The 17,911-nt window shown below is 71.2% G+C and carries 15 protein-coding genes; 9 read left to right on the forward strand and 6 right to left on the reverse strand.

What is annotated here, in order from left to right; translation table 11 throughout:
• Positions 1 to 57: 57 nt before the first annotated feature.
• The 3 genes from G3I40_RS32895 to G3I40_RS32905 form a co-directional block, all read right to left on the reverse strand.
• A complete protein-coding gene (locus G3I40_RS32895) occupies positions 58 to 1,032 on the reverse strand; it encodes an ABC transporter permease (protein ID WP_164306266.1) in 975 nt (324 codons plus the stop codon).
• The gene (locus G3I40_RS32900) at positions 1,029 to 2,642 is read right to left on the reverse strand and encodes an ABC transporter substrate-binding protein (RefSeq protein WP_164306267.1); all 1,614 of its coding nucleotides are present in this window, start codon (positions 2,640 to 2,642) and stop codon (positions 1,029 to 1,031) included. Before G3I40_RS32900 ends, G3I40_RS32895 begins: the two co-directional genes overlap by 4 nt.
• A 1,075-nt stretch (positions 2,643 to 3,717) precedes the next feature.
• Complete coding sequence (locus tag G3I40_RS32905) at positions 3,718 to 4,752, reverse strand: PHP domain-containing protein (protein WP_164306268.1); 1,035 nt, start codon at positions 4,750 to 4,752, stop codon at positions 3,718 to 3,720.
• 201 nt (positions 4,753 to 4,953) lie between these two features.
• Between G3I40_RS32905 and G3I40_RS32910 the strand changes: the two genes are divergently transcribed.
• Positions 4,954 to 5,133 (forward strand): hypothetical protein, encoded by a 180-nt coding sequence (locus G3I40_RS32910; protein ID WP_164306269.1) that lies wholly within the window; start codon positions 4,954 to 4,956, stop codon positions 5,131 to 5,133.
• Between the two features lie 16 nt (positions 5,134 to 5,149).
• Here the strand turns inward: G3I40_RS32910 and G3I40_RS32915 are convergent, their stop codons facing one another.
• Positions 5,150 to 6,184 carry a LacI family DNA-binding transcriptional regulator gene (locus tag G3I40_RS32915; protein ID WP_164306270.1) on the reverse strand — a complete coding sequence of 345 codons (1,035 nt, stop codon included), beginning with the start codon at positions 6,182 to 6,184 and terminating at the stop codon, positions 5,150 to 5,152.
• A gap of 229 nt (positions 6,185 to 6,413) precedes the next feature.
• On the opposite strand from G3I40_RS32915, the gene G3I40_RS32920 reads away from it, so the two are divergent.
• From G3I40_RS32920 to G3I40_RS32945, 6 genes are all read left to right on the forward strand, one after another.
• A complete protein-coding gene (locus G3I40_RS32920; protein WP_164306271.1) occupies positions 6,414 to 7,865 on the forward strand; it encodes a cytosine permease in 1,452 nt (483 codons plus the stop codon).
• Between the two features lie 47 nt (positions 7,866 to 7,912).
• Positions 7,913 to 9,685, forward strand: a complete 1,773-nt coding sequence (locus G3I40_RS32925; protein WP_164306272.1) for an adenine deaminase C-terminal domain-containing protein — start codon at positions 7,913 to 7,915, stop codon at positions 9,683 to 9,685.
• Between the two features lie 25 nt (positions 9,686 to 9,710).
• Entirely contained in the window at positions 9,711 to 10,733 is a 1,023-nt protein-coding gene (gene add / locus G3I40_RS32930) for an adenosine deaminase (RefSeq protein WP_164306273.1), read from the forward strand.
• 128 nt (positions 10,734 to 10,861) lie between these two features.
• Entirely contained in the window at positions 10,862 to 12,571 is a 1,710-nt protein-coding gene (locus G3I40_RS32935) for an MFS transporter (RefSeq protein ID WP_164306274.1), read from the forward strand.
• A complete protein-coding gene (locus tag G3I40_RS32940; RefSeq protein ID WP_164306275.1) occupies positions 12,568 to 14,004 on the forward strand; it encodes an amidase in 1,437 nt (478 codons plus the stop codon). The genes G3I40_RS32935 and G3I40_RS32940 overlap by 4 nt, the downstream gene beginning before the upstream one ends.
• Before the next feature lie 432 nt (positions 14,005 to 14,436).
• On the forward strand, positions 14,437 to 14,937 hold the full coding sequence (locus G3I40_RS32945; protein ID WP_164306276.1) for a hypothetical protein: 501 nt from the start codon (positions 14,437 to 14,439) through the stop codon (positions 14,935 to 14,937).
• A 10-nt stretch (positions 14,938 to 14,947) separates the two neighbouring features.
• On the opposite strand, the gene G3I40_RS32950 is transcribed toward G3I40_RS32945, so the two are convergent.
• Positions 14,948 to 15,112, reverse strand: coding sequence for a hypothetical protein (locus tag G3I40_RS32950; RefSeq protein WP_239092084.1), 165 nt, complete (start codon positions 15,110 to 15,112; stop codon positions 14,948 to 14,950).
• Between the two features lie 258 nt (positions 15,113 to 15,370).
• Between G3I40_RS32950 and G3I40_RS32955 the strand changes: the two genes are divergently transcribed.
• Positions 15,371 to 16,204, forward strand: coding sequence for an aldo/keto reductase (locus tag G3I40_RS32955; protein ID WP_164306278.1), 834 nt, complete (start codon positions 15,371 to 15,373; stop codon positions 16,202 to 16,204).
• A gap of 70 nt (positions 16,205 to 16,274) precedes the next feature.
• Positions 16,275 to 17,291: an aldo/keto reductase gene (locus G3I40_RS32960; RefSeq protein ID WP_164306279.1), complete on the forward strand. Its 1,017-nt coding sequence runs from the start codon at positions 16,275 to 16,277 to the stop codon at positions 17,289 to 17,291.
• A gap of 3 nt (positions 17,292 to 17,294) precedes the next feature.
• Here the strand turns inward: G3I40_RS32960 and G3I40_RS32965 are convergent.
• Positions 17,295 to 17,911: SDR family oxidoreductase (locus G3I40_RS32965; RefSeq protein ID WP_164306280.1), on the reverse strand; the 617-nt coding region annotated here is incomplete at its 5' end.

A 17,911-nucleotide genomic window follows, 5' to 3' on the forward strand; every position in this document is an offset into this window, starting at 1 on the left:
CGCGGCCCCGCTCGCGCACGGCCGCGGGCGCCGGGGCCGCGGGGATGTCGAGGGCCGTCATCGGGAGCCTCCCAGCCGGATGCGCGGGTCGACGACGGAGTAGAGCAGGTCGACCAGCAGGTTGATCAGGATGTACGCGGCCGAGGTGAACAGCACCACGCCCTGCACCATCGCGTAGTCACGGGTGAAGACCGCGTCGATGGTGAGCTTGCCGAAGCCGGGCAGGACGAAGACCTGCTCGGTGACCACCGCGCCGGAGATGAGCTGGCCGAGTTGCAGGCCGAGCACGGTGATGACGGTGACCAGGGAGTTGCGCAGCGCGTGCGAGCCGATGACGGAGCGCTGCGACAGGCCCTTGGCCCGCGCGGTGCGCACGTAGTCCGAGGACATCGCGTCGATCATGGCCGCGCGGGTCTGGCGCATGACGACGGCGGCGAGGCCCGAGCCCAGCACGATCGCGGGCAGCACGAGGCGGCGCAGGTTCTCCACCGGGTCCTGGCCGAACGGCACGAACCCGGAGGCCGCGAACACCGGTACGGCGATGGCGAATCCGAGGACCAGGAGCATGCCGAGCCAGAAGGTCGGCACCGACATGCCGAGCAGGGCGATGCCGTTGGCGAACCACTCCTCGGGGCGCCCGCGGCGCACGGCCGCGACGATTCCGGCGCCGATACCGACGACGACCGCCAACACCAGTGCCAGCGCGGCGAGTTCGAGGGTGATGGGCAGGGCGTCGAGGATGGAGTCGAGGACGGGCAGCCCGCTGCGCGCGGAGGTGCCGAAGTCACCGGTGACCGCGTGGCGCACGTAGTCCCAGTACTGCACGGCGATGTTGTCGTTCAGGCCGTACTCCTCGCGGATGGCGGCCAGCACCTCCGGGGAGGTCTGCTCGCCCGCCATGGCCTGGGCGGTGTCGCCGGGCATGGCGCGCACGCCCGCGAACACCGTGATGCTGACCAGGACCATGGTGAGCAGGGCCTGTCCGACACGGCGCCCGGGGTAGGAGGTGAGAAATCTGCGGACGGACGTCATCCCCGGCCTCCCTTCACGTAACCGGCTTCCTTGACCCTGATGAGGCCGTCGCCGGAGAGGGCAATGCCGCTGATGTCCTGGGAGGCGACCGCGTAGTTGATGTTGCGGTAGAGGTAGATCACGCCGTGCTGGCGGTTGATGGCGGCCGTGAGCCTGCGGTAGATGTCCCGCCGCTTCGCCACGTCGCCCGTGCTGCGCCCGGCGGCGATGAGCCGGTCGATCTCCGGGTCGGACAGCTTGCCCTGGTTGTTGCTGCCGGTGGTGCCGACCAGGCTGTCGATGTTGCCGGCCGGGTCGGGCTGTCCGCCCCAACCGCCGGTACGTGCCTGGAAGTCGCCCGCGAGGGTGCGGGTCAGGCCGGTGGCGAACTCGGTGGGCCGCAGCTTCACGTCGAAGCCCGCTTCCTTGGCCATGGCCTGGATGACCTGGCCGAGCCGGTTGTCCTCCGGCGTCGTGTTGATCATCAGCTCCAGGGGGACGGGGGCCTTGACGCCCGCTTCCTTCAGCAGCTTCTTGGCCCGGGCGACATCGCGCTTCGGGCAGGTGACCGGCGTGCTCAGCGGGGTGCCGGGCGGCACGGGGCTGCACGCGGGCTCGTACATGTCCTGGAAGACCACCTTGTTGATGAGGTCGCGGTCCAGGGAGAGGTCGAAGGCCTCGCGGACCCGCACGTCGCGCCCGAAGGGGGTGTCGACGCGGCCGGGCTCGTGGTCGATGCCGTGCGTGTTGCCGACGTTCAGGGTGATCGCCATGTAGCCGAGCGAGGGCGTGTTGAGGAGCTGGAGGTCCTTGTCGCCCATGGCGCTGCGCACCTCGACCGGCCCCATCTGATCGCCGATCTGGACGTCGCCCGAACGCAGGTTGGCCAGGCGGATGTTGCCGTCGGTGATCGTCTTGTAGACGACGCCGTCGAGGTGGACCTTGTCCGCGTCGTAGTAGAGCGGGTCCTTCTTGAGCTCGATGCGGTCGCCGATGACGCGCTTGTCGTACTTGAACGGGCCGACGCAGGACGGGTGCGCCGCGAACTTCTTCCCGTACTTCTCCAGCGCCTTCGGCGACATGATCAGGCCCGCGGTGTTGGCGAGCCGGCCGAGCAGCGGGGTGTCCGCGTGCTTCAGGGTGAGCCGCACGGTGTAGGGGCCCACGGCGTCGACCTTGCGCACCGAGTCGATCTCGGAGGCGCGGCCGGAGCCGGGCAGGTGCAGGTGCCGGTCGAGCGAGGTCTTCACGGCCTTCGCGTCCAGCTTGGCGCCGTCGCTGAAGCGGGCGTCGCGGCGGACGTCGAAGGTGAAGGTCCTGCCGCCGTTGCTGATCTTCGGCAGCGAGGCGGCGAGTTGGGGCACGAAGCGGTTGTGCTGATCGACGTCGTAGAGCTGTTCGCACATGGAGGTGAACACGGTCCGGGCGACCAGGGTGCCGGTCAGGCTGGGGTCGAGCATGTCGGGGTCCGACTTGAGCCCGATGACCGCGGTGCCGCCGTCGCGGACGGGGCGCTCGTCGACGAGCCGGGGAGCGGCCGCGGTCTGTTGGCCGGGCGGAGCGAGCGACCCGCATCCGGTGGCCAACGTCAGCAATGCGGCCGCCGCGAGCACGGCGGGTATGCGACGCACGGGACCACACCTCCTTACACGAACGGGGGGTGCGCGCCCGGTCGGGTCGCGCTGATGGGGCGACACGGTATACCGAACTTCCGTTCCACCTGCTGGACAGAGCAGCCCGCAGGGCGCCTAATGAACTTGATATGGCATCAAAACGGTCTTAAGACGGTTCCGATGGCCCATGCATCGTTACGAGTTCGACGCTTTGGTATACCAGTTGTCGCGCGTAGAAAGCGGCTCCGACCTGGACCGACCGCTGTACGGCAGGCGGGCGACGGGAAATCCGCTGGCCATGGCACGGGACGTAGCACTGGAGTGGGTCCGCGCGCGGGAGCGGCGCGCCTTCTGCATATGACCCGCACATGTGAGGACTCTGCGGCAACCAGTACCGACTCGGAGGTTCAGCAGATGAAGGTGACCGCACGGCACGCTCTCGCCGCCACGGCTCCCGCTTTGGTGGTGTGGGGCTGCTGGACGGCAGAAGCAGCCGGTCCCGCAGTCGCTCCGCCGCTCCCGCAGGCGTCCGCACCCGGCGAACACGGCGACGATCCGTCCGGATACGGCGAGGACGGACCGTCGGGACACGACGGGTCGCAGGGGTCGTCGGGCTACGGCGAAACGGGGGGCCCGGAGGGGTACGGCGAGTCGGAGGGTCCCTCGGGGTACGGGGAGGAGACGACTCCCGCCGCCCCCACACCGCCCGCGTCCACACCCCCGGCCTCGACGCCTCCCGCTTCCACTCCCCCCGCCTCCACTCCCCCCGCGTCCACACCTCCGGCCTCGACGCCCCCGGCATCCACGCCTCCCGCCTCCACACCTCCGGCGAGCACTCCGCCGGCCGGTCCGCCCGGCCCGTCCCCCTCGCAGTCGACCGGCCCCAGCCCCTCGCAGTCCGCGGGCCCCAGCCCGTCGTCCTCGCAGCCGGTCAGGCCTGCACACCTGGCCGAGACCGGCAGCGAGCAGGGTGCCTTCGCCCTCGCCGGCATCGCGCTCGCGGCGGTCTCGGCGGGCGGGATCTGTCTGCGCCTCGGGCGGGCCAGGCGGCACTGACGGTCCGTCGGCGCCGGTCCGGGTGCGCGGCGTTCCGTCACCTGGCGCCGCTGCCTCCTGACGACCGGGTCCACTCCAGCAGCCGGTCCGCCGTCCACGTCGTCACCACCCGCTCCGGCGGAACACCGCACTCCCGCGCCCGTGCGCAGCCGATCAGTTGCCAGTCCAGCTGTCCCGGGGCGTGGGCGTCGGTGTCCACCGCGAACAGGACCCCCGCCTCGACGGCCCGGCGCAGCAGGCTGCGCGGCGGGTCGAGGCGTTCGGGACGGCTGTTGATCTCCACCGCCGTGCCTGCCCGCGCACACGCCGCGAAGACCGCGTCCGCGTCGAACTGCGACGCGGGCCTGCCGCGGCCGGTGACGAGGCGCCCCGTGCAGTGCCCCAGCACATCGGCACGGGGATTGCCGACGGCGGCGACCAGCCGCCGGGTCATCGCCGCCGCGTCCATGCGCAGCTTCGAGTGCACGGAGACCACCACGACGTCGAGTGCGTCGAGCAGGTCCGGGTCCTGGTCGAGGGAGCCGTCGTCGAGGATGTCGCACTCGATGCCCGTGAGCAGCCGGAACGGTGCCCAGCGGGCGTTGAGTGCGGCCACCACGTCCAGTTGCTCGCGCAGCCGCTGCGCCGAGAGTCCACCGGCCACGGTCAGCCGGGGCGAATGATCGGTGAGCACCGCCCACTCGTGGCCGACGGAGCGCGCCGCACGGCCCATCTCCTCGATCGGGCTGCCGCCGTCGGACCAGTCGGAATGCAGGTGGCAGTCACCGCGCAGCAGCGCGCGCAACTGCTCCCCTGCCCCGCCCGCCACCAACGGCTCGCGCGCCTCGCGCTCCAGCCGCGCCAGGTAGGCGGGCACCTGACCGGCCACCGCCTCGGTGACGACCTCGGCCGTACGGGGCCCGATGCCCTTCAGCGCGGACAGCGAGCCGTCCGCCACCCGCCGGTCCACTTCCCCGTCGGGCAGCGGGGCGAGCACACTTGCGGCGGTACGGAACGCGCGTACCCGGTACGTCTCGGCCCGCCCGCGCTCCAGCAGGAACGCGATCCGCTCCAGCGCCTCCACGGGGTCCATCGCCACCTCCGGTCCGGGCGCCGCACCGCTCGCGCCTCTTCCCAGCCTCACCCACACAGGCCCGTTCGGCACCCGAGGTGCCTCACGGGGCCCGCTCGGCGGGGTGGGGCGGTCACCGCCCGATCAGGAGGCCGCGGCCCGCGGTACGGATTCCTTCCCGTTCGACTCGCAACGCGAAGCCGTCCCGCTCGTTGAGAGAGCATGGCGGAGATTGATGTGATCAACAGCCCGGACGACCGTGTGCCGCAGCAGCCACCGCCGCGCACCGAACCGGCCGAGGCCACCGGCTCGCGTCCCGCGACGGAGGGGCCCGCGGTCACCGCGGCGCAGGCCGATGACGGGGCGGTGCTGTGCAACCGGTGGTCCACCGTCATTCACTGATGCCGCGGACCGTCCGTCACACCGGTTTGCGGGTCGACTCCCGCCGCAGCAACGTGGCGGGGACGAGGCGGTGCTGAGGCGCGGACCCCGCCGACGCCGGATTCCGGATGACGCCGATCAACAGCTCCGCCGCCTGCTTGCCGATCTCCTCGGGCGCCAGGTCCAGCGCGGTGAGCGCGGGCCGGGCGCTGCGCGCGAACTCGCCGTCCGCGCCGACCACGATCTGGACGTCGTCCGGTACGCCCAGGCCGAGTTCACGGCAGACGGCGAGGGTCGCGAAGCCGAACTTCTCCATCACGACGTACAGCGCGTCGGGCCGGTCCGGACGGCCGAGCAGCCGGTGCGCGGCGGCGGTGGAGTCCGTGCCGGGCTCGGCGCGGTCCATGAGCACCGGGTTCCCGGTGCGCGCACACCAGTCGCGGTAGGTGTGCGCCGCGTCCTCGTCGTAGGACTGGCCGGTCGATCCGGTCAGCAGGCCGATCCGGCGGGCGCCCGTGGCAGCGAGGTGCTCGAAAGCGGCGACGGCGCAGGTCGACAGCTCGTTGTCGACCCAGGGGAAGGCGTCCTTGCGCGAGAGGTCGCGGCCCGTGGTGACCACGGGGACCCCCATGTCCGACAGGCGGGTCAGCAGCGGGTCGTCGGTGAGCGGGTCGATGACGATCGTGCCGTCGAGCGGCAGCGACTCGAAGGGCCGGCCGTCCAGGGACGGCGGCACGAGCACGAGGGAGTAGTCGTGCGCCATGGCCGTCCAGGTCGCGGCGTTGACGATCTTCACGAAGTACTCGATGTCCGTGATGCCGCCCTCGACGGCGGTGCGGTGCGTCAGGCCCAGCAGTCCCGTGCGGGCGCCGCGCAGTCCGCGGGCGTTGGGATTGGCGCGGTAGCCGAGCTCGGCGGCGACGGCCAGCACCCGCTCGCGGGTCTGCGCACCGACCCGGCCGACGCCGTTGAGGGCGTGCGAGGCAGTGGTGACCGAGACCCCGGCGCGCCGGGCCACTTCCCGCAGGCCCCCGCCCTTGGCAGGCCGCTTCGGCTCTGTGACGTCTGACATGGCGGTGAGCCTACCGGTTGACTGCCAAAACGTTTAGGCAGTACCGTCCGCAGCATTGCCAAAACGTTTGGGCAATTGCTTCGACAGCTTCGGCGCACGCACCGGATCCCGCTGCCACGCGCCAGACCCGCACACCGCCGTGCGATCCGGCTCGTACCGGAACCTCCCCGTACACCCCGTCCCGTCTCCCCAGGCCGGGACGCCAGTCCGCAAAGGACGCCTGCCGACCATGGCCGAGGCCACCGCCACCGCCCCGCCCGGATCCACCGACCACACCGCCGCGCCGACGTCCGTCTTCACGGTCGAGCAGCGCGGCATCGACGCCGTCCCCGCGGCCGAGCGCCAGGGCGGGCCGAGCCGCCTGTTCGGCCTGTGGGCCGGCACCAACACCACCGTCTTCACGGTCGTCTACGGAGCGCTGGTCGTCTCCTTCGGCCTGTCCTTCTGGTACGCCGTCGCACTGATCGTCGTCGGCAACGTGCTGGGCTTCACCGTCACCGGGCTGACCAGCCTCCAGGGCCCGCGCACCGGTACGTCGACGCACTCCGTCTCGCGCGCCGCGTTCGGCCCGCGCGGCGGCCGACTGCCCGCGCTGCTGAGCTGGGTGATGCTGGTGGGTTTCGAGGCGGGCGGCATGGTGCTGATCGTCCTCGCCGGCCTCGCGCTCGTGGAACAGGCCGGGATCACCACGGGCACCCCGCTGAAGCTCGTGGTCATCGCGGTGGCGGCCGGTCTGCAGATGCTGCTGCCGCTGTCCGGCTACCACCTGATCATGAAGGTGCAGAAGTACTTCGCCTGGATCTTCGCCGCGATGTTCGCCGTGATGGCGTTCCTCGTCGTACCCAAGGCCGACTTCGGGGCGCACGGCGCCGCGCCGTCCCTGGTCACGATCTCCCTGGTGCTCGCCCTGGTGACGGCCTCGGGCGGCCTGTCGTGGGCGGACATGGGCAGCGACTACTCGCGCTACCTGCCCGCCGGCTCGGCGCCCCGCAAGGTGTTCGCCTGCGCCGCGCTGGGCGGCATGGTGCCCAACATCCTGCTGCAGATCCTCGGCGCCGCCGTCGCCACCGCGACCACGAACGCGGCCGACCCGATCTCGGGTCTGCCGGAGATCCTGCCCGGCTGGTTCATCACCCCGTACCTGCTGCTCGCGATCGTCTCGCTGCTCGCGGTGAACACCACCGACATGTACTCCTCGGGCCTGAACCTGCTGGCCGTCGGCATCCCGATCAAGCGCTGGATGGTCGTCTTCGTCGACCTGACCCTGTGCACGGCGATCACCCTGTGGGCCGTCTTCTCCGCGGACTTCTACACCCTGCTGTCGAACTTCCTCAGCCTCATCGTGCTGTGGCTCGGCCCGTGGGCCGCCGTCTACCTCACCGACTGGGCACTGCGCCGCGGCCGTTACGACGTGCCCTCGCTGTTCCCGAAGGAGACCGGGCGCGAAGGCATCTACTGGCACAAGGGCGGCGTGCGCCCCGCCGGGCTGATCGCGGTCCTGCTCGGCTTCGTGGCCGCGGTGCTCTGGGTCGACTCGACGGTCTTCGTCGGACCGCTGTCCGACGCCGCCGGCGGTCTCGACCTCTCGGTGTTCGCCGGCGCCCTCGTCGCGGGCGCCGCGTACTGGCTGCTCGCGCGCCGCACCGTACGCGCCGAGGCCGAACTGCCCGCCCGCGCCTGACACTTCCTCCCGCTTCACCCCTTCGTACGCGCCTTGGAGCGAACCCCATGAACCACCCCAGCCTCCGCAGCCTCATCGACGCCTCCGAGGGTGTCGTCAAGGCCGACCGGATCATCACGGGCGGACAACTCGTCAACGTCTGCACCGGCGAGATCTACCCGGCCGACGTCGCCATCACCGGGGGCCGCATCGCCGCCACCGGCGACGTCACCGGGTACGAGGGCCCCGACACCGAGTTCGTCGACGCGAGCGGCAAGTACCTCACCCCGGGGCTCATCGACGGTCACCTGCACCTGGAGTGCTCCAAGCTGTCGGTCACGATGTTCGCCGACGCGGCCGTCCGGTTCGGTACCACGTCGGTCGTCTCGGGGCTCGACCAGTTCCTCGTCGTCGCAGGTCCCGAGGGCGTGCGCGAGGCGCTGCGGGAAGCCGACGCCAGCCCCATGAAGATCTTCTGGGGTGCGCCGTTCAAGACGCCGTACACGCTGCCCGAGACGACCGTCGGATTCACCTTCGGGCCGGACGACCACGCCGAGGCGCAGGGCAGGGCCGACTGCTTCGGCGTGTGGGAGACCGTCGCCGAGTTCGTCCTCAACCGCGACGAGAAGGTGCTGCGCGCCCTCGAACTCGCGCACCGCAACCGGCTGCCGATCTTCGGCTGCGCGCCGATGGCCGCGCGGACCACCATCAACGCGCTGTCCGCCGCGGGGGTCCGTCTCGACCACGAGAGCTACACCGCCGAGGAGGCCCTGCAGAAGCTGCGCGCGGGCATGTCGCTGCTGATCCGCGAGTCGTCGGTGGCCCACTTCATGAACGAGAACGTGCGCACCGTCACCGAGTTCGGCGCCCAGTCGCGCCGCGTCGGGCTGTGCACCGACGACATGCACGTCGCCGACATCCTGCGCGAGGGCCACCTCGACAAGCTGGTCCGGATGGCGATCAAGGCGGGGGTCCGGCCCGTCGAGGCCATCCAGATGGCGACGCTGAACACCGCCGAGATGTACCGCATCGACCACCTCGTCGGCTCGCTGACACCCGGCCGCTACGCGGACGTCCTGATCGTGGACTCGCCCGAGTCGTTCCAGGTGGAGCGGGTGTTCTCGCGCGGCGAGCCGGTCGCGGAGGGCGGTCGCACGCTGACCGCCCCGCAGCCGCCCGAGCGCACCGCCGCCCTCTCCCCCGCCTTCCGGGTCGCGCCGGTGAGCGCCGACGGCATCGGCGTCGCCGCTCCCGGCTCCACGGCCGAGGTCCTCGTCGTCGAGATGGACCGCACGGTGCCCTTCGTGCGCAAGGGTCTCCCGATGACGCTGCCCGTCGAGGACGGCACCGTGCGCGCCGATCTCGCGCAGGACGCCCTGTACGTGACGGTCTCGGAGCGGTACGGCAAGAACGACGGCGCCACGGTCACCGCGATGATCAACGGCTTCGGCCTGCGCTCCGGCGCGATCGCCTCCTCGGCCGCACCCGACGACAACAACATCGTCTGCGTCGGCGCCGACCGCGCCGACATGGCCCTTGCGATCAACCACCTCGCCGAGCACGGCGGCGGGCAGATCGTCGTGGACCGCGGCGAGATCAAGGAGTTCCTGGCGCTCCCCGTCGCCGGCATCGTCGCCGACCTCCCGCCCGAGGAGATGGCCGACGCCGAGGACCGGCTGGAGGCGGCGGCCCGCACGCTCGGCTGCGAACTGCCCTCCGCCTTCGGCTACTTGATCTTCCTGGAGATCACCGCCATCCCCGAGTACGCCGTCACCGACCTGGGCGTCGTCAACTACCACACCCAGGACGTCGTCGACATTCTGCGTCCTACCGCCAACTGACGCCGCCCAACGAGGAGTTCAGCCCATGACTGCCGAACCGACCACCACCGTCGACGACTTCGTCGCGGGCCTGCCCAAGTGCGAGCTGCACCTGCACATCGAGGGCACGCTGGAGCCCGGTCTGAAGTTCGCGCTCGCGCAGCGCAACGGCATGGAACTGCCGTACCCGGACGAGGCGGCACTGCGCGCCGCGTACGACTTCGACGACCTGCCCGGCTTCCTCACGGTGTACTACGAGGGCATGACCGTCCTGCGTACCGAGCAGGACTTCTACGACCTCGCGGCGGCCTACGCCGCCAAGGCCCACGCACAGAACGTCCGGTACGCGGAGATCTTCTTCGACCCGCAGGCGCACACCGCGCGCGGCGTCGCCTTCGACACCGTCATCCGCGGGCTGACCCGGGCCCTCGACGACGCCGAGCGGGCGACCGGCTTCCAGGGCCGCCTGGTGATGTGCTTCCTGCGGGACTTCCAGGCCGAGTTCGCGATGGCGACGCTCGTCCAGGCGCTCCCGCACAAGGAGTGGATCATCGGCGTCGGCCTCGACTCGGACGAGGCGGGCAACCCGCCGGTCAAGTTCCGTGCCGTGTTCGCCCGGGCCCGCGCCGAGGGCTTCCGGCTGACGATGCACTGCGACGTCGACCAGAAGAACTCCACCGAGCACATCCGCCAGGCGATCGAGGAGATCGGCGTCGACCGCATCGACCACGGCGTCAACGCCCTGGAGGACCCCGCGCTCCTCGCGCTCGTCCGCGAGCGGGGCCTCGGCCTCACCGTGTGCCCGATCTCCAACGCCCACGTCACGGACGGCATGAAGGCCGCCGAGATCCGGGCGCTCCTGGACGCGGGCGTGAAGGTGACGGTCAACTCCGACGATCCGGCCTACTTCCCGGGCTACGTGGCCGAGAACCTCGCCGCGCTGCGCGGGCCCGCCGCGCTGACCGACGAGGACCTCGTCACCCTCCAGCGCAACGCCATCGAGATCTCGTGGGCCGCGCCGGCCGTCCGCGAGCGGTTCCTGGCCGCATTGGCGACGTATCGGGACTGATCGTCCGCAGGACGGCGCGCTTCGCACAAACTTCGACCCGACCCCTTCTCCGTACCGACTGGTCGGTACTAGCCTCGCGGCGGCGAGCACGCACTGTGGCGTGCGGTTGACCAGCACTGGGAGGCAAGGTGTCGATTTCGCCACCGGCGACGACGAAGCCGCGCACGACCAAGACGGCAGCATCGACACTGCGGGGGCTCGGCGGGCGACGGCTCGACCGGTACCCCGAACGTGGCGCGCGGTACTGGTACTTGGGGATCGTCGTGCTCGTCACGATCGTTCTCTACTACCAGCTGTACATCCAGTACGCGGTGTCGACCGCCATCATCAGCCAGTACCACATGTCGTTCCTGTACTTCGTGTACATCTCGGTGGCCGCCAACGCGGTCGGCGCGTTCTCCTCCCTGGTGGCCGGACTCGCCGACCGCTGGGGCCGGGCGAACATCGTGGTCTACGGCCTGCTCGCGGTCGGCCTGCTGACGACCTTCGCGCTGCCGAACGCGCCGGGCAAGGTGAGCTATCTGCTCCTGTACGCCGCGATCGCGGTCATCGAGGGCATGATCCTCGTGGCCACCCCGGCCCTCATCCGCGACTTCTCGCCCCAGTTGGGCCGGGCCTCGGCGATGGGCTACTGGACGATGGGGCCGATCATGGGCTCCCTCGTGGTCACCGCGGTCACCTCGCGCACGTACGGCGGCTCCACCAGCTGGCAGGACGAGATCCGCTTCGCCGGCATCAGCGGCCTGGTCCTCTTCGTGGTGGCCCTGTTCGGTCTGCGCGAGCTCGCACCGGCGCTGCGCGACCAGATCATGGTGAGCGTGCGCGACCGGGCGCTGGTCGAGGCCCGCGCCAAGGGGATCGACACCGAGGCGGCGCTGCACGGCCAGTGGCGCCAGATGATGCGGCTCGACGTGATCGGCTCCGCCGTCGCGATCGCGCTCTATCTGCTCCTGTACTACGCCGCGGTCGGCAACTTCGTGCTCTACTTCGCGACCGCCTTCGGCTACGACACGCAGCGCGCGAACGCCCTCCTGAACTGGTACTGGGGCGCGAACGCGCTCACCCTCGTCCTCGCGGGCCTGCTCTCCGACCGGCTGCGCGTGCGCAAGCCGTTCATGCTGCTCGGCGGGCTGGGCTCCATCGCCTTCACCCTCGTGTTCACCCTGCGCGCCACCGAGGCGCACACCGGCTACTACACGTTCGCCTTCATCGTGGCGGGCATCGGCGTGACCAGCGGGATCGCCTACTCGCCGTGGATGGCGAGCTTCACCGAGACCGTGGAGCGCCACAACCCGGCCGCCACCGCGACGGGGCTCGCGATCTGGGGCTGGATCGTCCGCATCACCGTGGCGCTGTCCGCCGCCTTCGTCCCGCTCGTCGTGAACACCGTGACGCCGCTGATCGAGCACGGCCCGGCGGTCGAGCAGGCCTCGGTCCGGGCGGCCCCGGCGCTCGCGGTGACCGAGGCGCACCCGAAGATCTTCGCGGAGCTCGACGCGTACGCGCCGGGCAAGGTGCCGCCCGCGCTGCTCGCCCGCGCGGTGAAGGAGGTCGGCGCGAAGGACCTGGCCACCGTGCAGAAGGCGGCACCCGAGCTCAAGGTCCTCAAGGAGCACGGCGCCGAGGTGCAGAAGGCGAGCGCCGACAATCCCCACAAGTGGCAGACCTGGTGGTGGGTGTGCCTGGGCGGGCAGGTGCTGTTCCTGCCGTTCGTGTTCGTGATGACCGGCCGCTGGCGGCCGCGGGACGCCCGGCGCGACCTGCAGGCGCACGAGGAGGCGGTCGCCCGGCAGGTCGCCGAGCTGCAGCAGAGCGCACAGGAAGGGCGGACCGCGTGACCTCCCCCACCCGTCTGCACGAGCTCACCGCACTGGAGCAGTCCGCCGCCGTACGCAAGGGCGAGGTGAGCGCGCTCGATCTCGTACGCCATCACCTGGACCGCGTCGAGCAGTTCGACGACCGCTTCGGGGCCTTCTTGACGCGGACCCCCGAGGCGGCGCTGAGCGAGGCGGCGGCCGTTCGGCAAGGGCACACCGCGGAACCGTCGCCGCTGCGGGGCGTGCCGACCGCGGTCAAGGACCTCGTCGACACGGCCGGCGTCCCGACCACGTACGGCTCGAAGGCCTTCGCCGACCATGTGCCCGCGGTCGACGCGCACAGTGTGACGCGGCTGCGCGAGGCGGGGACCATCAGCCTCGGCAAGACCAACACCCCGGAGTTCGGCTGCTGTTGCTACACGGACAACGATCTCGCCGGACCGGCTCGCAACCCCTGGGACCCGGCGCTCTCCGCCGGGGGATCCAGCGGCGGGGCCGCGGTGGCCGTCGCCCTCGGCCTGGTCCCCGTCGCGCACGCCAGTGACGGCGGCGGGTCCATCCGGATCCCGGCGAGCATCTGCGGGCTGTTCGGCATCAAGCCCTCGCGGGGGCGCGTCAGTTCGGGTCCGGCGGGCGCCGAGGTCAACGGCCTCGCCGTGCAGGGCCCGCTGGCCCGATCGGTGCGTGACGCGGCGGCGTTCCTCGACGTCCTGGCCGGTCCCGAACCGGGCGATCCGCACTGGGCGCCGCCGCTCCCCGGCGGCGAGACGTTCCTCGGCCACGCCGAGCGCCCGCCCGGGCGGTTGCGCATCGGCCGGTACGCGACCCCGGCCGCCGAGGGCGTCACGGTGGACCCGCAGTGCCTGGCCGCCTGGGAGCAGGCCTCGCACCTGCTGGAGAGCCTCGGGCACGTCGTGGAGGACATCCCCACGCCCTTCGGCCCCGAGATCTCCGACCACTTCGTGACGGCATGGGGAGTGCAGTCCCTCGGGCGTCCGCTGGACGCGGCGCGGGAGGCGCTGCTCAGGCCGGTGACGCGGGCCTGGCGGGAGCACGGGCGAGGGGTGTCGGGCGAGCAGTTCGCCGCGGCGATCACCGGGATGCAGGGTGCCGCGCGCCGCGCGATCCGGGCGACGCAGCCCTTTGACGTCGTCCTCACCCCGACCCTGGCGACGCTGCCGCAGCCGGTCGAACACTTCGACGAGTCCGGTGACCCGTTGGTGAATCTGTACCGGCAGAGCGCGTTCTCCGCGTTCACCAGCCCGTACAACATGACGGGCCAGCCCGCCGTCAGCCTCCCGCTGTACTGGAGCGACGGAGGCCGGCTCCCGATCGGCGTCCAGTTCGTGGGCCGGCCCGCCGACGAGGCCACGCTGATCGCGCTCAGCGCCCAGGTGGAGGCGGCCGCTCCCTGGCGGGACCGGTACGCGCGACTGCTGTCCGACGCAGGGTGACGTGGGCCACGTCATGAGGCGTGTGTGATCGGGTAGGCGGGATCTGCTCACCTGGACAGGCCAGGGAGAACATCACGCAACGACAACCCTGGAGGTAGCGATGTCCTCGAAGCGACGCCGTAAGAAGAGGGCCCGCCGCAAGAACGGCGCGAACCACGGCAGCCGTCCCCAGTCCTGAAGGGGCGCGCGGCGGGGCGGGACGGCACGTTCGGTGCCGTCCCGCCTTTTTCTTTCCCTGCGCCTTTGCCGACATTTTCCTTTCTCGCGTACAACCACATCGGCTGAGCCAACCGGCGGAGAAACAAGAGGGATTCCCCGGGGATTCTCGGGAACTGCGCCGGGGAATTGGGCATCTTAAGCCGTGACCAGCGGCCCGGTCGTCCTCTCGATTCCCGGGCCGTCGAACCTTGTTGTCCGGGGAAGGCACATCAGATGCGCACACACCGTTGCCGCCGCGTGATCGCGGCCGCAGGCCTCACCACCGCCCTGACGCTCGCGGCGATCACCCCGGCGCTGGCCGATCCGACCGCCACCGGGGCCCACGGCGCCACGGCGGCCACCGCCCCGCAGGGCGATCCGCGCAGCACCACCGACCGGGTCGCCAACTTCTACGGCGCCTACATCGACGCGGTGTGGGACACGGAGGACCCGGCGTCCGCGGCGGACGCAAAAGCGCTGCGCACTTTCTATCTCTCCGCCGCCGCACGCAAGAAGGTGGCGGCTTACGAGGCCCGGGAACACGCGGACGGAATTCTCTTCGCGCAGAATGTTCCGGTGAAATGGGCGGTGACCTACACGGGTTCCGGCGCCGGGCATTCCACGGCGCTGGTGACACTCACCTGGAGCGACGGGAAGAACCCCGAAGTCACCAGGATCAAGGTCCAGTCGGATCTGAGCACCCGCAAGATCACCGACCTCGCACCGGCCGACTGAGCACCGCGCGTCAGGCCGCTTCGCCGTGGTCCTGTGCCCGCGGCGCTCGATGGCGGCCGGCGCGCCCGGCGCCGGGGACGAGACGGAGGTGTCGTACCCGGCGGCCCGGTCCTCTGCGGGCCTCCGCGTTCATCAGGTCCTCGATGCGATCCATGGCGATGATCAGGAGCCCCATGGCCGGCAAGAGCAAAAGAGCGACTACTAGCATCGGCTGCGTCCTCCTCGCGGCGTCCCTTCCCGCCTGCCCCGCACGCCTGTGTCCACTGTCGCGATGACGTGAAAGTCCCGCGAAGTCCGTGTTGACATCCGTTGCCCGGCTCTGCGACATCGGCGCACGCCACTATGGCGCGTTTGCAATTAACCCGCGTATGCAATTAACGTGGTCCTCGCCAAGCCACCCACCAGCGAGACCACGACAGCGCGGAGCCGCCTGATGTCCACCACCCCCGCCATACCCACCGTCACCCTCAACAACGGCATCGCCATGCCGCAGCTCGGTTTCGGTGTCTTCCAGGTCCCCGACGAGGAGACGACCGCCGCCGTCGCCACCGCCCTCGACGCCGGCTACCGCAGCATCGACACCGCCGCGATCTACGGCAACGAGCGCGGCGTGGGCCGCGCGCTCGCCGACTCCGGCATCGCCCGCGACGAGCTCTTCGTCACCACCAAGCTGTGGAACGCCGACCAGGGACACGACGCCACGCTCGCCGCCTTCGACGCGTCCCTGGACAAGCTGGGCCTCGACCACGTCGACCTGTACCTCATCCACTGGCCGACCCCGGCCCGTGACCTCTACCTCGACACGTGGCGCGCCCTGGAGAAGCTGTACGCCGACGGCCGCACCCGCGCCATCGGCGTCTCCAACTTCCAGCCCGCGCACCTCGAGCGCCTGCTCGCCGGCGCCTCCGTCGTCCCGGCCGTCAACCAGATCGAGCTCCACCCGGGCCTCCAGCAGCAGGAGTTGCGCGCCTTCCACGCGCGGCACGGCATCGCCACCGAGGCGTGGAGCCCGCTCGCCCAGGGCGCCGTCCTGGGCGACGACGCCGTCACCGCGATCGCCGCACGGCACGGCAAGAGCCCGGCCCAGGTCGTCCTGCGCTGGCACCTGCAGATCGGCAACGTGGTCATCCCCAAGTCGGTCACCGAGGCCCGCATCCGCGAGAACCTCGACGTCCTCGACTTCGAACTGAGCGCGCAGGAGCTCGACGCCCTCACCGCCGCGGACCGCGGCCTGCGCACGGGCCCGGACCCCGACACCCTCAACTAGCCCCGGGCCACCGCCCTTTCACACCCCCACGCAGTACAGATCCCCACGCAGTACAGATCGAGGCACCCTCATGAGCATTCGCTCCCTCCTGCCGGGCCGCATGGGCTTCGGCACCGCGCCGCTCGGCAACATGTTCCGCGCCATCCCCGACGAAGAGGCCGCCGCCACCGTGCAGGCCGCATGGGACCAGGGCATCCGCTACTTCGACACCGCACCGCTCTACGGCGCCGGTCTCGCCGAGATCCGGCTCGGCGACGTCCTCGCCGACAAGCCGCGCGACGAGTACGTCCTGTCCACGAAGGTCGGCCGGGTCATCCTCGACGAGGTCGAGAATCCCGCGAGCCGTGAACTCGGGGAGAAGGGCGCCCTGTTCGAGCACGGCCGCCCCAACAAGATCGTCAACGACTACAGCGCCGACGCGACGTTGCGCTCCGTCGAGGACAGCCTCGTGCGCCTCAAGACGGACCGCCTCGACATCGTCTGGGTCCACGACGTCGCCCAGGACTTCTACGGCGACGAGTGGGTGAACGTCTACGAGAGCGCCCGCACCGGCGCGTTCCGCGCGCTGACCCGGCTGCGCGAGGAGGGCGTCATCAAGGCCTGGGGCCTCGGCGTCAACAAGGTCGAGCCGCTGGAGATGACGCTGGACCTGGACGAGCCGCGCCCGGACGCCTTCCTGCTCGCGGGCCGCTACACGCTGCTCGACCACGAGCGGGCCCTGCAGCGCCTGCTGCCCGCGGCCGCCGAGGCCGACGTCGACATCGTCGTCGGCGGCCCCTACAGCTCCGGCATCCTCGCGGGCGGCAGCCACTTCGAGTACGCCGAGGCGCCCGCCCACATCGTGGAGAAGGTCGGCCTGATCAAGGCGCTCGCGCAGGAGCACGGCATCGGCATCAAGTCCGCCGCCCTCCAGTTCGTGCTCGCCCACCCGGCCGTCGCCGCGGTCATCCCCGGCGCGACGCGGCCCTCCCGCATCGCCGAGGACCTCGCCGCCCTCGCGCAGGAAGTCCCGTACGCCTTCTGGAAGTCGCTGCGCGAGCGCAAGGTCGTCGCGCACGGCGCACCGGTGCCCGTACCGCACTCCTGACGCTCAACTGCCGAGGGTGTGACCGCCGTTGACCTTGATCCGCTCGCCCGTGACGAAGGCCCCCTCGGGCGAGACGAGGTACGCGACGGCAGCGGCGACGTCGTCGGGGCTGCCCATGCGGCGCAGCGGCACCTCGGCGGCGTAGGCGGCCCGCTCCTCGGCGAGGGTTGCGCTGTGCCGTTCGACCGGGATCCAGCCCGGCGCGACGGTGTTCACGGTGATCCCGTACGGCCCGAAGGCGCGGGCCCAGCACTCGGTGAGGCTGTGCTGGGCCGCCTTGGCCGCCGTGTACGCCGCCATCTCGGGCAGCACCCGCTCGGTGACGTCCGAGCCGATCTGGACGATCCGGCCGCCGCGCTCCCGCATGACCGGCAGTACCGCCTGCATCAGCAGGGTCGGGCTCTTGACGAAGAAGGCGAGCTGGGCGAGGTGGTCGTCCCAGCTCACCGCGGCCGGGTCCGTCGCGGGCTGCGGGCCGGTGGCGTTCACGACGAGCGTGGTGACCGGGCCGAGCCGGGCGGCGACGTCCGGCACCAGGTCCGCCACCGCCGTCTCGTCCGTGACGTCGGCGGCGAACGCCCGCGCCGTCCCGCCCGCTGCCCGGATGTCCGCCACCACCG

This window comes from Streptomyces sp. SID14478 (assembly GCF_010548525.1).
Classification (GTDB): domain Bacteria; phylum Actinomycetota; class Actinomycetes; order Streptomycetales; family Streptomycetaceae; genus Streptomyces.

Excerpts from the sequence above, each read along its gene's own strand:
- G3I40_RS32915 (WP_164306270.1), bottom strand. The coding sequence starts at position 6,184 with ATGTCAGACGTCACAGAGCCGAAGCGGCCTGCCAAGGGCGGGGGCCTG.
- G3I40_RS32950 (WP_239092084.1), bottom strand. The coding sequence starts at position 15,112 with ATGGGGCTCCTGATCATCGCCATGGATCGCATCGAGGACCTGATGAAC.
- G3I40_RS32895 (WP_164306266.1), bottom strand. The coding sequence starts at position 1,032 with ATGACGTCCGTCCGCAGATTTCTCACCTCCTACCCCGGGCGCCGTGTC.
- G3I40_RS32925 (WP_164306272.1), top strand. The coding sequence starts at position 7,913 with ATGAACCACCCCAGCCTCCGCAGCCTCATCGACGCCTCCGAGGGTGTC.
- G3I40_RS32905 (WP_164306268.1), bottom strand. The coding sequence starts at position 4,752 with ATGGACCCCGTGGAGGCGCTGGAGCGGATCGCGTTCCTGCTGGAGCGC.
- G3I40_RS32910 (WP_164306269.1), top strand. The coding sequence starts at position 4,954 with ATGGCGGAGATTGATGTGATCAACAGCCCGGACGACCGTGTGCCGCAG.
- G3I40_RS32945 (WP_164306276.1), top strand. The coding sequence starts at position 14,437 with ATGCGCACACACCGTTGCCGCCGCGTGATCGCGGCCGCAGGCCTCACC.
- add (WP_164306273.1), top strand. The coding sequence starts at position 9,711 with ATGACTGCCGAACCGACCACCACCGTCGACGACTTCGTCGCGGGCCTG.
- G3I40_RS32960 (WP_164306279.1), top strand. The coding sequence starts at position 16,275 with ATGAGCATTCGCTCCCTCCTGCCGGGCCGCATGGGCTTCGGCACCGCG.
- G3I40_RS32920 (WP_164306271.1), top strand. The coding sequence starts at position 6,414 with ATGGCCGAGGCCACCGCCACCGCCCCGCCCGGATCCACCGACCACACC.
- G3I40_RS32955 (WP_164306278.1), top strand. The coding sequence starts at position 15,371 with ATGTCCACCACCCCCGCCATACCCACCGTCACCCTCAACAACGGCATC.